This is a genomic window from [Mycobacterium] fortunisiensis (assembly GCF_019050325.1).
GTDB classification, from domain to species: Bacteria; Actinomycetota; Actinomycetes; order Mycobacteriales; family Mycobacteriaceae; genus Mycobacterium; species Mycobacterium fortunisiensis.
This window is the reverse complement of sequence record NZ_VOMB01000016.1, coordinates 465,568-484,133: the sequence shown is the minus strand read 5'-3', so window position 1 is coordinate 484,133 and position 18,566 is coordinate 465,568. Positions and strand designations below refer to the sequence as shown.

Sequence of the window (18,566 nt, the reverse complement as noted above, 5' to 3'; positions counted from 1 at the left end):
CGCTAGCGTGACTGTCGAGGTCGGCAGTCACTCTGGCGTGACAGTGGGGCCAGGCGCGGGCCGGGTGAGGCCAGGCGACTGGGCGACGGAGCGACTGGGTGGCGAGAGCCGCGCACCACCAGCAGAACTACGGCAGCTTGGCGACCAGGTCCTCGACGCTGACCCGCGGGCCGGTGAAGAACGGGGTCTCCTCGCGGGTGTGCCGCCGGGCGTCGGTGGCCCGCAGATCGCGCATCAGATCGACGATGCGGTGCAGTTCGGGCGCCTCGAAAGCCAGGATCCACTCGTAGTCGCCGAGCGCGAAGGCCGGGACGGTGTTGGCCCGCACATCCTTGTAGTCGCGGGCGGCCATGCCGTGTTCGGCCAGCATCCGGCGCCGCTCTTCGTCGGGCAGCAGGTACCACTCGTAGGACCGGACGAAGGGGTACACACAGATGTAGTTGCCCGGGTCCTCACCGGCGATGAACGCCGGGACGTGGCTCTTGTTGAACTCGGCCGGCCGGTGCAGCGCGACACTGCTCCACACCGGGTCGCTGATCCGGCCCAGCGCGGTGGTCCGACGGAAATCCGAGTACGTCGCCTGCAGGGCTTCGATGGTCTCGGCGTGGGTCCAGAACATGAAGTCGGCGTCGGCCCGCAACCCGGCCACGTCGTACAGCCCACGCACGACCACTCCACGCTCTTCGGCAGTCTTGAAGAACGCCGCCGCCTCTTCGGTCACCTCCGCGCGATCCTCCCCGAGTTCACCGGGGCTGACCGCGAACACCGAGAACATCAGGTAGCGGATCGTGGAGTTCAGTTCGTCGTAGTCGAGCTTGGCCATACGCCTATCGTGCCACGCGGCTGTTGACCAGTTCCGCGGCCGCCCGGGTGGCGGTCCCCACACACGCCGGCACCCCGATCCCGTCGAGGTATCCGCCGGCCACCGCCAGTGTCGGCGGCAACCCGGCACGCAGTTCGGCGATCAGATCGCCGTGGCCGGGACCGTACTGGGGCATGGCGTCGATCCAACGGTGCACATGGCTGTCGACGGGTTCCACCGTCACGCCGAACAGCGTGTTCAGGTCACGAGCCGACCAGGCGATCAGGTCGTCATCGCCGGTGTTGGCAGCCATGCGGTCGCCGTAGCGGCCGAAGGACAATCGCACCATCTCCGCGTTGCCGCGGCGGCCCCATTTGCGCGACGACATCGTGATCGCCTTGGCGTTGAGACGTTCCCCCGCGGCCACCAGCACCCCTGACTGCTGCGGCAGCGGCGTCCCCCCGGGCAGGGCCAGGGCCACCACCGCCGCCGAGGCCACCTGGATGCGCCGGGCCGCGGCGGCCGTGCGCGGTGCGACGTGCTCGACCAGCGACCCCAGATGTGGGGCGGGCACCGCCAACAGCACCGCGTCGGCGTGCCAGCGCACGCCTTCGTCGTCGAGCACCGACCAGCCGTGCTCGCCACGGTCCACCCGCATCGCGGCCACCTGGGCCCACTGCACATCCGCCCGGCGACGCAACTCCTCCAGCAGCACGGTGTAGCCGCCCTCGACCGCCCCGAACACCGGGGCGTCCGACGGCGGGGGCAAGGCGTCACGGACCGCGTCGGTGAGGCTGGGTGCCCCCCGGTCCAGCGCTGCGGCCAGCGACGGGACCGCCGACCGCAACCCGATCGTGGCCGACGATCCGGCATAGACCCCGCTGAGCAACGGATCGACGGACCGGGTCACCACCTGCGGGCCGAATCGGTCCCCGACCAGCTCGGCCACCGGCGGATCGGCGCCCGGGCTCCACCGCAGGGGCCGCGCCCGCTCGTCGAGGATGCGCGCCACGGTCTCGTCGTCGACCAGCCCCAGCATCGAGGACGCCTGGGCCGGGATGCCCTGCAGGGTGCCCTGCGGCAGCTGATGCAGCCGCGCCCCGCTGTAGATCAGGGGACGCGCACCGGTGGGACGCAGCTGCCGACCGGTCATGCCCAGCTCGGCGAGCAGATCGAGCATCTCGGGCCGGCGCACCACGAACGCCTCGGCGCCCACATCGAACGGCTGTCCCCCGACCCGTTCGGTACGCAGCACCCCACCGAGCCGGTCGGCCGGGTCGAGCAGCGTGATCAAGGCTCGCGGGCCGGCCGCCAGCCGCAACCGATACGCCGCGACCAGACCCGAAATGCCCCCGCCGACAACGCAATAGGACACGCTCACAACGAGTGCACCAACGTCACCGCCTCGGTGATGATGCCGGGGTCGGTCGCCGGCAGCACACCGTGGCCCAGGTTGAAGACATGCCCGGCCGCCCCGGCGGCCACTGCCGCGCGACCGTCTGAGACCACGCGACGCACTGCCTGCTCGGCCACCGGCCAGCCGGCCAGCAACACCACCGGGTCCAGGTTGCCCTGCAGGGCGGTGCCCGGTTTGACCCGGGCCGCGGCGTCCACGAGCGAGGTACGCCAGTCCACCCCCACCATGGTGGCCGGCGCGGAACCCAGCGCCTCGGACATGGCCCCGAGCAGCTCGGCGGTGCCGACGCCGAAATGCGTCATCGGCACGCCCGCGGCGGCCATGGCGGCGAACACCCTGGTGGTGTGCGGCAGCACGTAGGTCCGGTAGTCGGCCAGCGACAGGGTGCCGGCCCAGGAGTCGAACACCTGCAGGGCGTCGACGCCGGCATCGACCTGGGCCTGCAGGAACGTGATGGTCAGATCGGTCAGCGCGGTCATCAGGGCATGCCAGGTGGCCGATTCGCCGAGCATCATCGCCTTGGTGCGTTCGTGGTGACGGCTGGGGCCACCTTCCACCAGGTAAGAGGCCAGCGTGAACGGGGCGCCGGCGAAACCGATCAGCGGCACCTCCCCCAGCTCACCCACCAACATCGAGACGGCCTGCGAGATCGCCGAGACCTGTCCCGGTTCAAGCGGTTTCATCGCCTCGACGTCGGCCGTTCCGCGGATCGGGTGTTCGATCACCGGACCCACGTCCGGCACGATGTCCAGGTCGATCCCGGCAGCCTTCAGCGGCACCACGATGTCGGAGAACAGGATCGCCGCGTCCACCCCATGCCGGCGCACCGGCTGCAGGGTGATCTCACACACCAGTTCCGGGTCGAAGCAGGCCTCGAGCATGCGGTGCTGGGCGCGCAGCGCGCGGTATTCGGGCAACGACCGGCCGGCCTGCCGCATGAACCACACCGGCACACGATGCGGAACGCGGCCGCTCACGGCGGCGAGATAGGGGGAATCGGGCAGCTCCCGGCGGGTATTCATCGGCTCCTATGGTGCCACGACCCGCCGTCGGGGAACCGTTGCCGGTTCGTGACACCGCGGCTCCGGCGCGCCTGCGTACTGTGTCGGCCCGATCCACTAGCGTCAAATGATGTGACCTCTGCCGAACCGGCCCAGTTCCGGACGGCGGTGGCGGCCATGAGTGCCACCACCGTGCGGCCGGAAATCGAGCTGGGTCCGATACGCCCGCCCCAGCGGCTGGCGCCCTACAGCTACGCGCTGGGCGCTGAGGTGCGACATCCGGAGACCGCAGTGGTCCCGGAACGTTCCGAGGGCGACGCGTTCGGTCGGTTGATCCTGCTGCACGACCCCGACGGGGCCGAGGCCTGGGACGGGACGATGCGCCTGGTGGCCTACATCCAGGCCGACCTGGATTCCACCGAAGCCGTGGACCCGCTGCTGCCGGAGGTGGCCTGGAGCTGGCTCGTCGACGCCCTGGCACCGCATACCGAGCACGTCACCGCACTGGGCGGCACCGTCACCGCCACCACCTCGGTGCGCTACGGCGACATCTCCGGACCCCCGCGCGCGCACCAGCTGGAGTTGCGCGCCTCCTGGACCGCCACCGACCTGGAATTGGGACCCCATGTCGAGGCGTTCTGCGAAGTCCTCGAGCACGCCGCCGGGTTGCCCCCGGCCGGTGTCACCGATCTGAATTCCCGCACCCGCGCGTGAGATGACCGAAGACCCTGACGACGGCGCTGTCGAGCCCGCAGAGGCCGAAGCCACCCCACTGCTCGCACCCGCCGAAGGGGTGCCCGAGGTATGTGTCACCGCCGGTGAGATCTCCTCGGCGGCAATATCTCTGACGAAGGGCCGCGGTCCGTTCGCGATCGACGCCGAACGGGCGTCAGGCTTCCGCTACTCCAACCGTGCCTACCTGGTGCAGATCCGGCGGTCCGGCGCGGGCACCGCACTCATCGATCCGGTCAATCACGGCGGCTCCCCCATCGACGCGATGGCCCCGGTGGCCGACGCCCTGGCCACCGACGAATGGGTGCTGCACGCCGCCGATCAAGACCTGCCCTGCCTGTCGGAGATCGGGCTGCGCCCGGGCAGGCTCTACGACACCGAACTGGCCGGCCGGCTGGCCGGTTTCGAGCGGGTCAACCTGGCCGCCATGGTGCAGCGGTTGCTCGGCCTGCAGTTGATGAAGGGTCACGGCGCGGCCGACTGGTCCAAACGCCCCCTGCCGCCAGAATGGCTCAACTACGCGGCGCTGGATGTCGAGGTGCTGGTGGAACTGCGCGACGCGGTCGCCGCTGTCCTCGAAGAGCAGGGAAAAACCGATTGGGCCGCACAGGAATTCGAACATCTACGCACCTACGAGGCGCAACCCACCCGACGTGACCGCTGGCGGCGCACCTCCGGCATCCACAAGATCCGCAACCCGCGCGCGCTGGCCGCGGTGCGCGAGCTGTGGACCACCCGCGACACCATCGCCCGCGGTCGCGACATCGCACCCGGACGGATCCTGCCCGACTCGGCGATCATCAACGCCGCCACGGTGTATCCCACCACCATCGAGGAACTCATCGCGCTGCCGGTCTTCGGCGGCGCCAAACAGCGCCGCAGCGCGAAGATCTGGCTGGATGCGCTGGAGCGGGCCCGGGACAACACCGACCCGCCCGAGGCCAACGACGCCCAGAGCGGACCGCCGCCGGCCGCCCGCTGGGCCCGGCGCAAACCGGAGGCCGCGGCCCGGCTCGAAGCGGCCCGGGCCGGGCTGGCCGAACTGTCACAACGGGTGTCGGTGCCAGCCGAGAACCTCATCACCCCCGAGGTGGTGCGCCGGCTGTGCTGGGACTGGCAACCGGTCACCGACGTGGCGACGGCCGTGGAGGAATTCCTCATCGAGGCCAAAGTGCGCCCCTGGCAGCGGGAGTTGACCGTGCCGGTACTCACCGCGGCGCTGAACACGGCGGCGGCCGACACGTAGCCGGCGCGCTCAGTCGACCCGGTGGCTGACTTCCTGGTCCCCCTCGGGCGCCCCGAGCGCGGCGATCCACCCGGTGATCTGACGGGCGATGTGCTGATCGGTCAGACCGTTCTCGGCGAGCACCTCCCCGCGGGAGGCGTGGTCCAGGAACACCTGCGGGACACCGAGATCCCGGCAGGGCACATCGATTTCCGCGTGCCGCAGTGCCGCGGACACCGACGAACCGATGCCGCCGTGCACACCGTTGTCCTCGACAGTGACCACGAGTTTGTGACCGCGGGCGAGCTCGCCGAGCATCTCCGGAACCGGTAGCACCCAACGCGGATCCACCACCGTGACACCGATGCCCTGATTGCGCAGCCGCTCGGCCACCGCCAGGGCCATCGATGCGAACGAACCGACCGCGACCAGTAGCACGTCGTCGGTCAGGCCGGCCGCCGGAACCGCGAGCACGTCGACCCCCTCGCGCCGCTGAATCGCTGGAATGTCTTCGCCCACATCACCTTTGGGGAACCTGATGGCGGTGGGGCCGTCGCTGACGGCCAGCGCCTCGCCGAGTTCCTCGCGCAGCCGCGCGCCGTCGCGGGGAGCGGCCACGCGGATACCCGGGACGATCCCGAGGATCGACAGATCCCAGACCCCGTTGTGGCTGGCCCCGTCCGGTCCGGTGACACCGGCCCGGTCCAGCACCAGGGTGACGGGCAGCTTGTGCAACGCCACATCCATCATCAGCTGGTCGAATGCGCGGTTGAGGAACGTCGAGTAGACCGCCACCACCGGGTGCAGCCCGCCCATGGCCAGGCCGGCCGCCGAGGTCATCGCGTGCTGTTCGGCAATCCCCACGTCGAAGAACCGATCGGGGAAGCGATCCCGGAATGCGGTCAGCCCAGTGGGGCCGGGCATGGCCGCGGTGATCGCCACGACATCACGTCGCCTGGCGCCGATCTGGACCAGCTCGTCGGAGAACACCGACGTCCAGCCGGGCGCCGAGGCCTTCGTCGGCAACCCGGTCTCCGGGTCGATGACGCCGCAGGCGTGCATCTGATCGGCCTCGTCGTTCTCGGCGTGCGCGTAGCCCATCCCCTTACGGGTCACCACGTGCACGATCACCGGCGCGTTGAAGCCGCGGGCGTTGCGCAGCGCGTTCTCCACCGCGTGCTCGTCGTGCCCGTCGATCGGCCCGACGTACTTGATGCCGAGGTCGGTGAACATCACCTGCGGGGCGACCGCATCCTTGATGCCGGCCTTGATGCTGTGCATGCACTGGTAGCAGAACTCGCCGACCATGGGCAGCCCGCGCACGGCCTTGCGGCCCTCTTCCAAGATCCGCTCGTAGGCCGGCTGCAGGCGCAGCCCGGCCAGATGATCGGCGAAGCCGCCGATCGTCGGCGCGTAGCTGCGGCCGTTGTCGTTGACCACGATGACCACGGGGCGGCCGCCGGTGGCGATGTTGTTCAGTGCCTCCCAGCACATACCGCCGGTGAGCGCGCCGTCCCCCACCACCGCGACCACATGCCGGTTGCGGTGACCGGTCAGCTCGAACGCCTTGGCCAGCCCGTCGGCGTAGGACAACGCCGTGCTGGCGTGGCTGGACTCCACCCAGTCGTGCTCGCTCTCACTGCGCGACGGATACCCCGACAGACCGCCTTTGGAGCGCAGCGCGTCGAAATCCGGCGCCCGTCCGGTCAGGATCTTGTGCACGTAGGCCTGATGACCGGTATCGAAGATGATCGGATCGTGCGGCGAATCGAACACCCGATGCAGCGCCAGGGTGAGTTCGACGACACCGAGGTTGGGGCCAAGATGCCCACCGGTTGCAGCGACCTTGTGGATCAGGAACTGCCGGATTTCCTGCGCCAAATCCGACAGCTGCGACTGTGACAGGTGCTGCAGATCAGCGGGACCGCGGACCTGTTCAAGCATTCCGCCAGTGTACGCACGCACACTCAATCAATCCTGACGAGGTTGATAGACGTCGGGTACGCCATCGTGGTCGGTGTCGAGGGTTTCCAACCGGTGGATCCGGCGATAAACGGCATTGCGCGACACCAGGACCACAGAGGCGAGCAGTCCAGCGATCACCGACCCGGCGAGCACGGCGATCTTGACGTCGTCGGTGGCAGGTCCGTCATCGTGGAAGGCGAGTTCGCCGATCAGCAACGACACGGTGAACCCGATGCCGGCAAGCATGGCCACGCCGAAAACGTCACGCCAGGCCAGGTCGTCATCGAGATTCGCTCTGGTGAACTTGGCCAGCAGATAGGTGGTTCCGAACACGCCGATGGGTTTGCCGAGTACCAGGCCGGCGATTACCCCGATGGTCAGCGGATCACTCAGTGCATCGGCGAATCCGGACAAGCCACCAACCGTGACACCGGCGGCGAAAAACGCGAACGTCGGCACCGCGACGCCGGCCGACAGCGGTCGCACCCGATGCTCGAAATAGTCGGCGCCGGCGTGTCGCCCCAACACTGGCACCGTGAACCCGAGCAGCACCCCGGCCACCGTGGCGTGCACCCCGCTGGCATGCATCAGCCCCCAAGCCAGCACGGCCAACGGCAACAAGACCCACTCCTGCCGCATACCCCGCTGCACGGCCACGCCATACAACCCGATCGGGATCAACGCCAACAGCAACGGTATCGGTTGCAGATGGTCGGTGTAGAAGATCGCGATGACCACGATCGCCAGCAGATCGTCGACGACCGCCAGCGTCAGCAAGAAAATGCGCAGCGCCGACGGAAGGTGCGTGGCCAGGACCGCCAGCACGGCCAACGCAAACGCGATGTCGGTGGCGATCGGCACGGCCCACCCGCCGATGTTTTCCGGATGGCCCGTGGACAGATTGATCGCGAGGAAGATCACCGCGGGCACCACCATGCCGCCGACGGCGGCCGCGATAGGGAGGGCAGCACGGGCTGGGTCCCGCAGATCTCCCGCGACGAACTCCCGCTTGAGTTCCACGCCGACGACGAAGAAGAAGATCGCCAACAGACCGTCGGCGGCCCAGTCCGACACGCTCAGGTTCACGTGCAACGATTCGGGGCCGATCAATAGCGTCGACAGGTCGTGGTAGCTCTGTGACCAAGGAGAGTTGGCCCAAGCCAGAGCGGTCGCCGCAGAGATCAGCAACAGCGCGCCGCCCACGGTCTCGGCACGCAACAACTGCGAAACCCGTTGCCATTCCAGCCAAGAGCCACGAGAAAGCAGGCGCCGGTCACGTTCGGCATTCATCGACACATCTCCCCTGGTCAGCACAAAATGGCGCCGACCAGGCTTCCCGGCACACCAGGCACCAACGCTAGCAGCACAGCGGCCCGCGGACGCGTCGGGACGCGTCGGGGTCGTATGGTACTGGAGTGCAAGCAGAGGACATCGCTGAGGAATTCCCGGTGGTCTCCGCCGAGGCAGATGCGCTCGACGCCGCCCACATGTTGGCCGAGCACCGGCTACCCGGCATCGTGGTGACAGATGAGTCTGGGCTGCCCCACGCAGTCCTTCCGGCCGCAGAAGTAGTCCGGTTCATCATTCCGCAGTACGTTCTGGACGATCCGGCGCTGGCCGGCGTACTCGACGAATCCATGGCCGATCGGACCGCCGAGAAGTTACGTGGCAAAACGGTGCGGGAGGTGCTGCCCAAGCATCTGATCGATGTCCCCTCCGCGCGCGCCGACGACACCATCATCGAAGTTGCCGCGCTGATGGCGAAACTGCGAAGCCCGCTGGTCGCCGTCCTCAAAGACGGGAAAATGCGCGGGGTGATCACGGCATCCCGGCTGCTCGAAGCCGCGCTGGGGCACTGATCCTTGATGGCCGCATTCGCGATCGGCGTCTTCGTCATCGCCTACGTATTGATCGCCAGCGATCGGGTCAACAAGACCAAGGTCGCGCTCGGTGGTGCTGCGGTGGTGTTGGTGTTCGGAGTGGTCGAGGACGAAGATGCGTTCTTCTCCCACGAAACCGGCATCGACTGGGATGTCATCTTCCTGTTGTTCGGCATGATGATCATCGTCAGTGTGCTGCGCCAGACCGGCGTGTTCGAATACGTCGCCATCTGGGCGGCCAAGCGGGCCAAGGGTTCACCGCTGCGAATCATGATCCTGCTGGTGTTGGTCACAGCGCTGGCCTCGGCGCTACTGGACAACGTCACCACCGTGCTACTGATCGCACCGGTCACGTTGCTGGTCTGCGACCGACTGGCCATCAACGCGGTTCCATTCCTGATGGCAGAAGTGTTCGCGTCCAACATCGGTGGCGCTGCGACACTCGTCGGCGACCCACCCAACATCATCATCGGTAGCCGCGGCAATCTGAGCTTCAACGACTTTCTGGTTCACATGACGCCGATCGTGATCATCGTGACCGTCGCATTCATCGCGATTCTGCCGCAACTGTTTCGGGGCTCGTTCAGAGTCGAGGCGCACAGGGTGGCCGACGTCATGGCCTTGCAGGAGCGTGAGGCCATCCGTGACTCTGCCTTGCTGATCAAGTGCGGTGTCGTGCTCAGTCTGGTGTTCGCGGGGTTCATCCTGCACTCGGTGATTCACGTTGCCCCAGCGGTGGTGGCCCTCGTCGGCGCCGGCATACTCATCGTGATCTCGGGACTCGGACGGTCGGACTATCTGTCCGGCGTGGAATGGGAAACCCTGCTGTTCTTCGCCGGTCTGTTCGTGATGATCGGGGCGCTGGTCAAGACCGGCACCGTCGACGCATTAGCACGGGCGGCCACCGAGGCAACCGGAGGGAACGCGCTCCTCACGGTCATGCTCATCCTCGGGCTCTCGGCGCCGCTGTCGGGCATCATCGACAACATCCCCTACGTGGCGACCATGGCACCGATCGTGGCTCAGCTTGTCGCCTCGATGCCGGATTTGACTCACCCTGATGCCCTATGGTGGGCCTTGGCACTGGGCGCCGACTTCGGGGGGAACCTCACCGCCATCGGCGCCAGCGCCAATGTCGTCATGCTCGGCATCGCCGACCGCGCAGGAACCCCGATCTCGTTCTGGGAATTCACCCGAAAGGGAGCGTTGGTGACCGCACTGTCGGTGATTCTCTCGGCGCTCTACCTGTGGCTGCGCTACTTCGTGTTCGGCTGAGCGTCCAACTCGCTCAAGCACCGAACTCCGTCCGCTCGAGGTCCGATTGCCGAACCCGGACCTGCGCCGGCATGTGATTACGTAGGGTGGATCCGAAGCCGATGACCCGGGGTGCGTGTTGAGTCCATTCGATCAGTACTACGCGCGTACCGCCCTGCTCGCGGCCCAGGGCAAGCGCGCCCGGATGCAGCGCACCGTGGGCACCACCATCATCGGGCTGAGCCTGATCCCGCTACTGATGCTGGCCAGCCCGGCGGGGCCGGGTGGCGCGCTGCGGTACGTCGCGGTGGCCATCACGGTCGGCGGCCTGATCATGGCGCAGTGGTGGTGGCGCCGGCAGTGGCCCAGCCGCACCCAGTCGTGGATCGTCGTGTCCATCGGCACGGCAGGTATCGCAGGGACCTGTGTTCTGCTGGTGGACCCGCAGATCGGCCTGTTGGGTTCGGCGGGGCTGAGCCTGATCACCGCCTACACCGCCTTCCTGCACAGCCAGCGCGTGCTGTATCTGACCTGGGCGGCCGCGGTCGCGACGGTGGCCTTCCTTGCGGTGCGGGTGGCTCAGACCGACGTCTGGCTCGCGATCTCGGGCGCCGTCGTCGCCCTGGCGGTGATCCTGACCACCTCGGCGCTGTGCCGGATCGCCGTCGAGCTGATCGAACCCGACCACCTCCTGCACCCCCGCGAGATCGACCCGCTGACCGGTCTGCTCAACCGGGAGGCGTTCGACATGCACACCGCCACTATGCTGGGCTCTCACAGCCGCCACGACGACCAGTACCTGGTGGTGGTGGCGGTCGGGATCGACGACATGGCACTGCTGAGCGATATGGACGGCAGCCACAGCACGCTGCACGCCCGGGTGGCCGTGGCGCAGGCGATCCGCGAGACCGTCCGTCACAAGGTTCCGTTGGCCCACATCTCCGACAGCGAATTCCTGATCGCCGACGTGTTCAAGGCCAACGATCCCTCACCGCTGGTCAACCGCATCCGGATGGCGATCACCACCACCCCGATGCGGCTGACCGCCAGTATCGGTACCGCCTGCAGCCCGCTGCGGCCACTGACTGCACTGCCCACCGAACAGATCATCGACGGTCTGGTGACGCTGGCCGACACCGCGATGAAACAGTCCAGGGCCCAGGGCGGCAACCGCACGACCTACGCGCACTTCCCCACCCCGACAATGGGGCCCGACGGCCAAGAATAAATATCCAGCCGTTCCCGGAATGACAGTTCGACGAAGTAACGCAGCGAAATTCTCGGAATTTCCACCACAATAAATTGGGGGTGGAAATGACGAACAAAACAGGGGTCGCCGAGTACGCGCCGAGTAAGCCGAGTAACTAGCCCCGGTCCACGCGCTTGCGCCGGGGATTCATCGCCTTCGACTCAAGTTCCTTCTCGCGCTTCGCAGCCCGCCGCTCCTTGAGCGTCGTCGCCGACTTTTTCATGGCCCGGCCGTGAGATTTATCAGCCATCGTTGCTCCCTTCCCGGAATTCGGTGAAAACCAACGTTGGACCCGACCATACCCGAGAAAAAAACAAAATCCAGTCCGCCCTTTTTTCCGCACATTCCAGTGCGTTTCCGCGTTTTTCCGCGTTTTTCCGGGGTCGGACACGGCGTCCGGGGGGCCTCAGCGAGTGAGGACCGCGACGCACTCCACATGGTGGGTCAGGGGGAACGAGTCGAACACCCGCAGATCCTCCACCTGATAGCCGTGGCGCAGGTACAACCCCACATCACGGGCGAACGACGCCGCCTCGCAACCGATGTGGATGATCCTCGGCACGTCGGCGGCCGCCACCGCGTCGACCACGTCCCGGCCGGCACCGGTGCGCGGCGGGTCGAGCACCGCCACGTCGGGACGTCCGGACTCGGCCGACAGGGCGCGCCGCACCGAGTCGGTGACCACCGAAACCCACTGCAGGTCAGCCAGTGCGGCGCGGGCAGCGCGTGACGCCGCGCGGGAGGTGTCGACGGTCAGCACCCGCCCACCGGGCCCGACCTGCTCGGCCAGTGCCGCGGCGAAGACACCGGCACCGCCGTAGAGATCCCATGCCGTCATGCCCGGCTGCAACCCGGCCCACTCGGCGACCAGCCGGCTGTAGACCGCCGCCGCGTCCCGGTGGGCCTGCCAGAACGCCGTCACCGGCAGCAGCCACTCGCGGGTGCCGATGCGCTGGACCGCTTCGTACTGCCCCTCCACGGCGCGGGTGGCGTTCCGGCGGGCAGCCCCGCGACCGGTCTTGGGCCCGGATTGCACGATGTGGCGACGACCGTCGGAGTCCAGCACCACATGCACCTGTGCGCCCGGGGTCCACCGCATCGCCGCCAGCCCGTCGGTCACCTCGGCGGGGAGCTGCCCGCAGTCGAGCTCGGTGACCAGATCGGCGCTGTGATAGCGGTGGAATCCGGCACGGCCGTCGGCGGTGGTGTCCAGCCGCACCCGGGTCCGCCAGCCCAGGGCCGCCCCGTCGCCTACCGGTTCTGCCACCGCCGTCGCCTCGTCGCGCCACGTGAAGCCACCCAGCCGGGCCAGCTGATTGGCCACCACCGAACCCTTGAGGCGGCGGGCCGCGTGGGGCTCGGCGAACGCCAGATCACAGCACCCGGCCCCATCCGCCCCGGCGATCGGGCACAGCGGATCGATCCGGTCCCCAGCTGCCTCGATGATCTCCACCGCCTCGGCGTGCCAATACGAACCGCGTTGATCGCGCACCGTGGCCCGCACCGTTTCGCCGGGCAGGGCGTAGCGGACGAACACCACCCGGCCGTCGTGGCGGGCCACGCAACTGCCGCCGTTGGCCGCCGGGCCTGTGGTCAGGGTCAGCGTCAGATCGCTCATTCCAGGAAACCCCGCCGCGCGTCCCCGGGTGCCGAACCCGGCGGCAGGGTCATCTGCACCCGCTCCGACGAATTCAACTGCCACGGAACCGATGTCACCATCACATTGGGCATGAACAGCAATCTGCCCTTGAGCCGCAACGCGCTCTGGTTGTGCAGCACCTGCTCCCACCAGTGCCCCACGACGTATTCGGGGATGAACACCGTCACCACGGTCCGCGGTGATTCCTTGGTGACCCGTTTGACGTAATCCAGTACCGGCCGGGTGATCTCACGGTAGGGCGAGGCGATCACCTTCAGCGGCACGCTGACGTCGCTCTCCTCCCACCGGTGCACCAGGGCGCGGGTCTCCGCGTCGTCGACGCTGACCGTGATCGCCTCCAGCACGTCGGGTCGGGTGGCGCGGGCGTAGGCGATCGCCCGCTTCGTCGGCAGATGGAGTTTCGAGACCAGCACGACCGCGTGGTTGCGGCTGGGCAACACGATGTCGCCCTCTTGTGCGTCCTCCTTCTCCAGCTCGCGGGCCACCGTCTCGTAGTGCCGGTGGATGAGCTTCATCAGCACGAACAGGGCGCCCATCGCCAGGATCGCGATCCAGGCGCCGGCGACGAACTTGGTCACCACCACGACCACCAGCACGGTGCCGGTCGCGGTCAACCCGACCGCGTTGATGACGCGCGAACGCATCATGCGCTGCCGCACCGCCGGCTCGGTTTCGGTACGCAACAACCGGGTCCAGTGCCGGACCATCCCGATCTGGCTCAACGTGAACGACACGAACACGCCGACGATATAGAGCTGGATCAGCGCGGTCACCTCGGCGCGGAACGCCACCACAAACGCCATCGCGGCGAAAGCCAGGAACAGGATGCCGTTGGAGAACGCCAGTCGGTCACCCCGGGTGTGCAGCTGCCGCGGCAGGTAACGGTCCTGGGCCAGAATCGAACCCAGTACCGGGAAGCCGTTGAACGCGGTGTTGGCGGCCAGCATCAGGATCAGCGCGGCGACACCGGCGATCAGGTAGAGGCCCACCGGGAAGTCATGGAACACCGCATCGGCGATCTGGGCGATCAGGGTCTTCTGGTGGTAATCCGGTGGTGCCCCGATCAACTGCTCGTGTGGACGTTCGGCGATCTGCACACCCGTCGCCTTGGCCAGCAGGATGACCCCCATCAGCAGCGACACCGAGATCAACCCGACCAGCAGCAGGGTGGTTGCGGCGTTACGCGACTTGGGTTTCCGGAACGCCGGCACACCGTTGCTGATCGCCTCGACACCGGTGAGTGCGGCCGAACCCGAGGAGAAGGCCCGGGCCACCAGGAACACCAGCGCGAAGCCGAGCACCTGGCCGTGTTCGGGATGCATCTCGAACCCGGCCGACTCGGCCCGCAACGGACGGTCCAGCACGTAGATCTGGAACAGTCCCCAGCCCAGCATGAGATACATGCCGATCATGAACGCGTAGGTGGGTACGGCGAACGCCCGGCCCGACTCCCTCAGCCCACGCAGGTTCATCGCGGCCAGCAACAGGATCGCCACCACCGCGAACAGCACCTTGTGGTGGGCGACGAAGGGAACCGCCGAACCGATGTTCGACATCGCCGACGACATGGAAACCGCCACCGTCAGCACGTAATCCACCAGCAGTGCGCTGGCCACCGTGAGACCGGCCGACGGACCCAGATTGGTGGTCACCACCTCGTAGTCGCCACCGCCAGAGGGATACGCGTGCACGTTCTGGCGGTAACTGGCGATCACGATCAGCATCACCGCGGCCACTGCCAGACCGATCCACGGTGTCATCGAATAGGCCGTCAGCCCGGCCACCGACAGCACCAGAAAGATTTCCTCCGGCGCATAGGCCACCGACGACAACGCATCGGACGCGAACACCGGCAGGGCGATCCGCTTGGGCAACAGGGTGTGCGAGAGCTTGTCGCTGCGAAACGGCCGCCCCAGAACCAACCGGCGCGCTGCCGTCGAAAGCTTGGACACGAGAGCCAAGACTATGCCCGAAGCCAGAAAGCCGTCACAAAGCTGTAGCGTTCCGGGTGCACGGATAGAGCAACACCGCTTTTCTGCCACCGGAAAGGAACGTCGGGTGCGTGTAGTCGTCATGGGGTGCGGTCGAGTGGGCGCGTCGCTGGCGGACAGCCTGGCCCGGATCGGCCACGAAGTCGCCGTCATCGACCGGGACAGCACCGCTTTCCACCGCTTGCCTCCGGAATTCTCCGGTGAACGGGTGCTCGGCATGGGCTTCGACCGCGATGTGCTGCTGCGCGCCGGGATCGAGGAGGCCGGCGCGTTCGCCGCGGTGTCCTCGGGCGACAACTCGAACATCATCTCGGCTCGGGTGGCCCGCGAGACCTTCGGCGTCGAACGCGTGGTGGCCCGCATCTACGACGCCAAGCGCGCCGCGGTGTACGAGCGACTGGGTATCCCCACCGTCGCGACCGTGCCGTGGACCACCGACCGCCTGCTCAATGTGCTGACCAGAGAAACCGAGACCACCAAGTGGCGCGACCCCTCGGGCAACGTCGGCGTCGCCGAACTCCCACTGCACCAGGACTGGGCCGGACACCTGGTCACCGACCTCGAAGCGGCCACCGGCGGCCGAGTGGCCTTCATCATCCGGTTCGGCGGCGGCTATCTGCCCGATGCCAAGACCGTCATCCAGGCCGGTGACCAGGTCTACGCGGCGGCCGTGTCCGGGCACATCGCCGAGGCGCTGGCCATCGCGGCGCTACCGCCGAGCGAGGACTTGGAGTCCGACCGATGAAAGTCGCCATCGCCGGGGCCGGCGCGGTAGGCCGCTCCATCGCCCGCGAGTTGCTGGAGAGCAACCACGACGTGACCCTGCTGGAACGCAACCCGGATCACATCGACGTCGACGTCATCCCGGCCGCACACTGGGTCCTCGGGGATGCCTGCGAGCTCACCGTGATGGAGTCGGTCAAGCTCGAGGAATTCGACGTGGTGATCGCGGCCACCGGGGACGACAAGGTCAACGTGGTGGTCAGCCTGCTCGCCAAAACCGAGTTCGCGGTTCCGCGGGTGGTGGCCCGCGTCAACGACCCGCGCAACGAGTGGCTGTTCGACGAGAACTGGGGCGTCGACGTGGCCGTGTCGACACCGCGCATGCTGGCCTCCCTCGTCGAGGAAGCCGTCGCGGTCGGAGACCTGGTGCGGCTGATGGAATTCCGCAAGGGACAGGCCAATCTGGTCGAGATCACCCTGCCCGACGACACCCCGTGGGGCGGCAAGCCGGTCAAGCGCCTGGATCTGCCCCGCGACACCGCCCTGGTGACGATCCTGCGCGGGGCCCGGGTGATCGTGCCCGAATCCGATGAGCCCCTGGAGGGCGGGGACGAACTGCTGTTCGTCGCCGTCACCGAATCCGAGGACGACCTGCGCGAGGTGCTACTGCGACCGGCGCCACGGTAGCCGCCCGGCTCACTGGGCCGGGGCCGCCTCCTGGGCGTGCACGGCACGCTGCGCGGCGCGGATGGCCAGGTAGGTCACGAGCGCGGCAACGGCGGTCAGCGGCCAGCCCATCGCGATGCGCGCGACGCCCAGCCAACCGGTCTGGTCCGAGTCGTACAGGTACTGCTGGACCAGGAACCGCGACGCGAACACCGCCACCCAGGTCAGCGTGGCCACATCGAAGGCCAGCACCGCCTTGCGGACGTCACGCCAGGCCCGGTCGTGGGTGTTCACCCAGCCCCAGATGTAACCGACCACCGGGCGCCGGATGATCACCGAGACACCAAATAGCACGGCATACAACAGCGAGCTCCAGATACCAAGGAGGAAGTAGCCTTTCGACTCCCCCACCAGATACGCGATGAGCGCGCTCACCCCGACGGCGAAAAAACCCGACACCGCCGGTTGCACCGAATCGCGGCGCACCAACCGCCAGATCAGGATCAGGGTTGCCACCGCGAGCGCGGACGCGATCGCCGGCATCAGCCCGAACATCGTGGACACCGGGACGAACACCACGACCGGCAGCGACGAATAGATCAGGCCGCTGGCGCCGCCCATCTGGTCGAGCACCGCGCGTCCTCCGCCACGGGCCGGTGCCGGTTCACTCTCGGAGGGCGCAGGTGCGTCGCCGGTGTTGTTTTCGGCCTGGCTCACTTCTGAATTTCGTAGTGGGGGTTGTAGATCGCCTTGGCGCCGTTCTCCAGCTTGCCGACGCGACCGTGCACCCGCAGGGTGCGGCCCGATTCGATACCCGGGATGCGGCGCTGCCCCAACCACACCAGCTGCACCGTGTCGGTGCCGTCGAAAAGCTCGGCCTTGACGCCGCCGGAACACCCCTTGCCGTTACATTCGACACTGCGCAGGGTGCCCACCATGGTCACTTCTTGACCGCGTTGAGCGTCGATCGCCTTCAGCGCGCCGGTGTTGGCCGCGTCGTCGCTGAGCTCTTCAACATCCAGCTGTTCGGGGTCTTCCGTCAGGCGTCGCGTTAGCCGGCGCAGATACCCTTCGGCCGTAGCCATGGCCTCTCCTGACCTTCTGCGGATCCTCTGTGAATCCGCCCAACCAAGGCCACGGTAGACCTCTTGTTCGGCGAATGCCACGTGGGGTGCGGGGCGCCACGCCGACGATTTGACGAGGCAGGCACGATCGTGTGATGAACGTCATCCTGCGCGGTGTCCCAACCGTTCTGCTGCCCGGTACCGGCTCCGATGACAACTATGTCTACCGGGCCTTCTCCGCTGCGCTGCACGACGCGGGCGCGCTCGTTGTGACCCCGCCGCCGACGCCGGAGAAGCTCGTCAAGGGCTATCTGCACGCCCTCGACGAGGCTGCCCGGTCCGGCCCCATCGCGGTCGGTGGGGTGTCCATCGGCGCCGTTGTGGCCGCCAGGTGGGCCCTCGACCATCCCAGCCGCGCGGTGGCGGTGCTGGCTGCGCTCCCGCCGTGGACCGGTTCGTCGCAGCACGCGCCCGCCGCGCTGTTGGCCCGGCAATCAGCCGAGTCGTTGCGTCGCGACGGCCTCGCGGCCACCGTCGCGCAGATGCGCGCCTCGAGCCCGCCGTGGCTGGCCGACGAATTGGCCCGCTCCTGGGTGGGCCTGTGGCCGGACCTGCCGGATGCGATGGAAGAGGCCGCCGGCTACCGGGCGCCCGAGGGCGCCGAACTCGAAGGGCTGCGGGTCCCCATGGGTGTCGCGGTGGCTACCGACGACCCTGTGCATCCGGCCGAGGTCGGCTACGAATGGGTGGCCGCGGCACCACAGGCGGCGCTGCGGTCGGTCACCCTCGAGCAGATGGGTCTGGACACCGGTGTCCTCGGGGCGGCGTGCGTGGCGGCGCTGGCCGAAGCGACCGGCGACAGTGCCACCAGTGACAGTGCCACCAGTGACAGGGCCGCCAGTGACAGGGCCGCCAGTGACAACCAAGCGGGCTGAAC

The 18,566-nt window shown here is 67.8% G+C and carries 18 protein-coding genes; 8 read left to right on the top strand and 10 right to left on the bottom strand.

Annotated elements, in window-relative coordinates:
• Positions 1-127 precede the first annotated feature (127 nt).
• The 3 genes from hemQ to hemE are packed head-to-tail and all read right to left on the bottom strand — an operon-like array spanning position 128 to position 3,241.
• Positions 128-823, bottom strand: coding sequence for a hydrogen peroxide-dependent heme synthase (hemQ, locus tag FR943_RS12660; RefSeq protein ID WP_217157499.1), 696 nt, complete (start codon positions 821-823; stop codon positions 128-130).
• 4 nt (positions 824-827) lie between these two features.
• Positions 828-2,183 carry a protoporphyrinogen oxidase gene (locus FR943_RS12655; protein ID WP_217157497.1) on the bottom strand — a complete coding sequence of 452 codons (1,356 nt, stop codon included), beginning with the start codon at positions 2,181-2,183 and terminating at the stop codon, positions 828-830.
• The gene (hemE, locus tag FR943_RS12650; protein WP_217157495.1) at positions 2,180-3,241 is read right to left on the bottom strand and encodes a uroporphyrinogen decarboxylase; all 1,062 of its coding nucleotides are present in this window, start codon (positions 3,239-3,241) and stop codon (positions 2,180-2,182) included. The genes FR943_RS12655 and hemE overlap by 4 nt, the downstream gene beginning before the upstream one ends.
• Positions 3,242-3,352: 111 nt before the next feature.
• Here hemE and FR943_RS12645 point away from each other — a divergent pair, with 111 nt between their 5' ends.
• Positions 3,353-3,934 (top strand): DUF3000 domain-containing protein, encoded by a 582-nt coding sequence (locus FR943_RS12645; RefSeq protein ID WP_217157494.1) that lies wholly within the window; start codon positions 3,353-3,355, stop codon positions 3,932-3,934.
• Position 3,935: 1 nt separating this feature from the next.
• Positions 3,936-5,198 carry an HRDC domain-containing protein gene (locus FR943_RS12640; RefSeq protein ID WP_217157492.1) on the top strand — a complete coding sequence of 421 codons (1,263 nt, stop codon included), beginning with the start codon at positions 3,936-3,938 and terminating at the stop codon, positions 5,196-5,198.
• A 9-nt stretch (positions 5,199-5,207) separates the two neighbouring features.
• Here the strand turns inward: FR943_RS12640 and dxs are convergent, their stop codons facing one another.
• Both dxs and nhaA read right to left on the bottom strand, forming a co-directional pair.
• Entirely contained in the window at positions 5,208-7,121 is a 1,914-nt protein-coding gene (dxs, locus tag FR943_RS12635; RefSeq protein ID WP_217157488.1) for a 1-deoxy-D-xylulose-5-phosphate synthase, read from the bottom strand.
• 27 nt (positions 7,122-7,148) lie between these two features.
• A complete protein-coding gene (nhaA, locus tag FR943_RS12630) occupies positions 7,149-8,432 on the bottom strand; it encodes a Na+/H+ antiporter NhaA (RefSeq protein WP_217157486.1) in 1,284 nt (427 codons plus the stop codon).
• Between the two features lie 125 nt (positions 8,433-8,557).
• Between nhaA and FR943_RS12625 the strand changes: the two genes are divergently transcribed.
• The 3 genes from FR943_RS12625 to FR943_RS12615 all read left to right on the top strand — a co-directional run bounded on the left by FR943_RS12625 (position 8,558) and on the right by FR943_RS12615 (position 11,504).
• Positions 8,558-9,001: a CBS domain-containing protein gene (locus FR943_RS12625; RefSeq protein ID WP_217157484.1), complete on the top strand. Its 444-nt coding sequence runs from the start codon at positions 8,558-8,560 to the stop codon at positions 8,999-9,001.
• Positions 9,002-9,007: 6 nt separating this feature from the next.
• Positions 9,008-10,297, top strand: coding sequence for an ArsB/NhaD family transporter (locus FR943_RS12620; protein WP_217157483.1), 1,290 nt, complete (start codon positions 9,008-9,010; stop codon positions 10,295-10,297).
• A 115-nt stretch (positions 10,298-10,412) separates the two neighbouring features.
• The gene (locus FR943_RS12615; protein ID WP_372448120.1) at positions 10,413-11,504 is read left to right on the top strand and encodes a GGDEF domain-containing protein; all 1,092 of its coding nucleotides are present in this window, start codon (positions 10,413-10,415) and stop codon (positions 11,502-11,504) included.
• 136 nt (positions 11,505-11,640) lie between these two features.
• Here FR943_RS12615 and FR943_RS26665 read toward each other — a convergent pair whose 3' ends face one another.
• From FR943_RS26665 to FR943_RS12605, 3 genes are all read right to left on the bottom strand, one after another.
• Positions 11,641-11,775 carry a hypothetical protein gene (locus FR943_RS26665; RefSeq protein WP_275957450.1) on the bottom strand — a complete coding sequence of 45 codons (135 nt, stop codon included), beginning with the start codon at positions 11,773-11,775 and terminating at the stop codon, positions 11,641-11,643.
• 156 nt (positions 11,776-11,931) lie between these two features.
• Complete coding sequence (locus FR943_RS12610; protein WP_217157479.1) at positions 11,932-13,143, bottom strand: class I SAM-dependent RNA methyltransferase; 1,212 nt, start codon at positions 13,141-13,143, stop codon at positions 11,932-11,934.
• Positions 13,140-15,146, bottom strand: coding sequence for an APC family permease (locus FR943_RS12605; RefSeq protein WP_218045554.1), 2,007 nt, complete (start codon positions 15,144-15,146; stop codon positions 13,140-13,142). Before FR943_RS12605 ends, FR943_RS12610 begins: the two co-directional genes overlap by 4 nt.
• Before the next feature lie 97 nt (positions 15,147-15,243).
• Here FR943_RS12605 and FR943_RS12600 point away from each other — a divergent pair, with 97 nt between their 5' ends.
• Both FR943_RS12600 and FR943_RS12595 read left to right on the top strand, forming a co-directional pair.
• Entirely contained in the window at positions 15,244-15,921 is a 678-nt protein-coding gene (locus FR943_RS12600) for a potassium channel family protein (RefSeq protein WP_217157475.1), read from the top strand.
• On the top strand, positions 15,918-16,586 hold the full coding sequence (locus FR943_RS12595) for a potassium channel family protein (protein ID WP_217157473.1): 669 nt from the start codon (positions 15,918-15,920) through the stop codon (positions 16,584-16,586). Before FR943_RS12600 ends, FR943_RS12595 begins: the two co-directional genes overlap by 4 nt.
• Positions 16,587-16,595: 9 nt before the next feature.
• On the opposite strand, the gene FR943_RS12590 is transcribed toward FR943_RS12595, so the two are convergent.
• Positions 16,596-17,198, bottom strand: coding sequence for a DUF3159 domain-containing protein (locus FR943_RS12590; protein WP_308170552.1), 603 nt, complete (start codon positions 17,196-17,198; stop codon positions 16,596-16,598).
• Between the two features lie 80 nt (positions 17,199-17,278).
• Entirely contained in the window at positions 17,279-17,650 is a 372-nt protein-coding gene (locus tag FR943_RS12585; RefSeq protein WP_217157471.1) for an OB-fold nucleic acid binding domain-containing protein, read from the bottom strand.
• Positions 17,651-17,784: 134 nt separating this feature from the next.
• On the opposite strand from FR943_RS12585, the gene FR943_RS12580 reads away from it, so the two are divergent.
• Positions 17,785-18,564 carry an alpha/beta fold hydrolase gene (locus FR943_RS12580; RefSeq protein ID WP_217157469.1) on the top strand — a complete coding sequence of 260 codons (780 nt, stop codon included), beginning with the start codon at positions 17,785-17,787 and terminating at the stop codon, positions 18,562-18,564.
• Positions 18,565-18,566: the final 2 nt, after the last annotated feature.